This is a genomic window from Roseateles sp. P5_E11, assembly GCF_054049355.1.
On sequence record NZ_JBFUMO010000742.1, the window covers coordinates 1 to 2381 of the forward strand.

Sequence of the window (2381 nt, forward strand, 5' to 3'; positions counted from 1 at the left end):
GCGATGACTTCAGCATAGAAGCGCGCGCTAGCCTTGGGGGTGCGCTGCTGTGTCTGAAAGTCCACATGCACGAGGCCGAAGCGCTTGGCAAAGCCGAGCGCCCATTCGAGGTTGTCGAACAGCGACCAGGCGCAGTAGCCGCGCACGTCGGCGCCCCTTTGAATAGCGTCCTGCACGGCGGCGATATGGGTGCGCAGATAGTGCACGCGCAGCGGATCGTCAACGCGGCCGTCAATGGCCACCGGCGGGTCGTAGAAGGCGGCGCCGTTCTCGGTCACATACAGCGGCAGGCCGCCGTAGCGCTCGTGCATCCACACGAGGGTGTCGGCCAGGCTCTGTGGGTGCAGCTCCCAGCCGGTCTCGGTGTAGATGCCGCCGGGCTGGCGCTGCGGCACCGCCGGCACCGGCCAGGCCTTGGGATCAAAGCGCACGACGGCGCGGGTGTAGTAGTTCAGGCCGAGGAAGTCGACGGGGACTTTGAGTGCCTCGACCTCGGCGGCCGGCCAGTCGGGCCAGGCTTCACCAAAGACCTCGCGCAACTCGGCAGGGTAGCTGCCGAGCAGGGCCGGGTCGAGGTATTGCCGATTCATGTAGGCGTCGGCGAGCCCGGCGGCGTGGCGGTCGTACTCGCTGGCGTCGGCCGGCAGCTGCTTGGGCTCGATGTTGACGACCAGGCCGATCCTGTTCTTTCCGGTCGCGCGGTAGGCCTGCACGCCCTTGGCGTGTGACTGCATCAGCCGGTGGGCGACGATGGCCGCCTCGAAGGCGCTCTTGTGACCGGGCGCCAGCGCACCATGCATGAAGCCGCCGTCGGCGACGACCCAGGGTTCGTTCAGCGTGACCCACATCGGCACGCGGTCGTCCAGCGCCTTGAAGCAGACCTGCGCGTAGTCGGCGAACCAATCGGGCATGTCGGGGTTGAGCCAGCCGCCACGGTCGTCCAGCGCCGCGGGCAGGTCCCAGTGGTGCAGCGTCACCATCGGCTGGATGCCAGCGGCCAGCAGTTCGTCGACCAGGCGTTCGTAAAAATCCAGGCCGGCCGCGTTCACGGCGCCACGGCCTTCGGGCAGCACGCGATTCCAGGCAATGCTGAAGCGATAGGCCGTGAGGCCGAGCTCGCGCATCAGCGCGACGTCGTCCTTCATGCGGCGGTAGTGGTCGCAGGCAATGTCGCCGGTATCGCCGCCGAGCACGCGGCCCGGCGTGCGCACGAAACGATGCCAGTTGCTGACGCCGGCGCCATCGGCCAGCGGCGAGCCTTCGATCTGATAGGCGGAAGTCGCACAGCCCCAGAGGAAGCCGGGCGGGAACGGTTGTCTCATCCGTGTGCCAACTCCGCTTGCGCGGGTCGGTCGTTGTGTCGTCATGTAAACGTTTACATGCATTCTTTCCGTGATTACTTGACGAGTCAACAGCGTGTTTACCCCGGAGCGTCGCGCTCGCACCTCAGACTCCGCCGCTTCGCCCGCCACCAGAAGCAGAGGCAAGGGATGGATCAAGCACAGATCGACGCCACGCTGGCCCAAGCCAGGGCCTATGCCGATGCCGGCAGCGCCGAGGCCGCGCTGGATGCAGCGCGCCGCGCCCACCACGCCGCGCTTGAACGGGGAAGCGTGGCCGCCCAGGCGGAAGCCACGCACTGCATTGCCAGCGTCGAGCTGCGCCTGCTGGGTCATTTCGCTGCGGCGCTGGAATCCGCACGCCAGGCGGCATTCCAGTTCCAGCAGGCCGAGATGCCCGAGGGCGAATGCCGCGCACTCGCCACCCAAGCCATGGCCGCTGCACGCCTGGGCTACTACGAAACCTCGGTCGATTGCGCCCTGCTGGCGGTCAAGCTGTGTGCCGGCACGTCGGGCGACGGAGCCAGCGTAGAGCAGGTCGTGGCCCACCACGCACTGGGTGTCGCCATGTTCATCGGCCGCTCCTACGCCGAGGCCAGCGAGGCTTCACAGCGCGCCATCGAGTTGGCCTACCAGTGCGATCCCCCGGTTGACACCTATGTGCTGCATGCCGACCTGGGGTCCACCGAGGTCATGCGCACGCTCAGCGCACGCAGCGCCACCACGGCAGGCACGACCAGCCTGGAACTGCTGCGCGAACACCTGCGCCGTTGCGACGAACTGCTGCACGATGCAGCGCCATTGGCCAGCATCGGCATTGGCAGCCGCAGCAGCAGCGCCCTCACCCATGCCTTCAACAAGGCCATGCTGCTGATCTGGCAGGCCGACCTTGTGGGTGCCGCGGCGCAGGTGCGCCGGCTGCGCGAGGCGGTGGAATCTTCCCGCCGGCCCTGGCTGCAAGCCCTCGTGCTTTGGGCCGGGTCCGAACTGGCCTTGGCCGAAGATGACCTGCCGTTGGCCCGCAATCACGCCGAGCAGATG

Annotated in this window: 2 protein-coding genes; one reads left to right on the top strand and one right to left on the bottom strand. The window is 67.6% G+C overall.

Features of this window, described 5'->3' with window-relative positions:
- On the bottom strand, window positions 1-1322 hold a 1322-nt coding region (locus ACXJKR_RS29990; protein WP_457325948.1), incomplete at its 3' end, for a GH1 family beta-glucosidase.
- 168 nt (window positions 1323-1490) lie between these two features.
- On the opposite strand from ACXJKR_RS29990, the gene ACXJKR_RS29995 reads away from it, so the two are divergent.
- On the top strand, window positions 1491-2381 hold an 891-nt coding region (locus ACXJKR_RS29995), incomplete at its 3' end, for a hypothetical protein (RefSeq protein ID WP_457325950.1).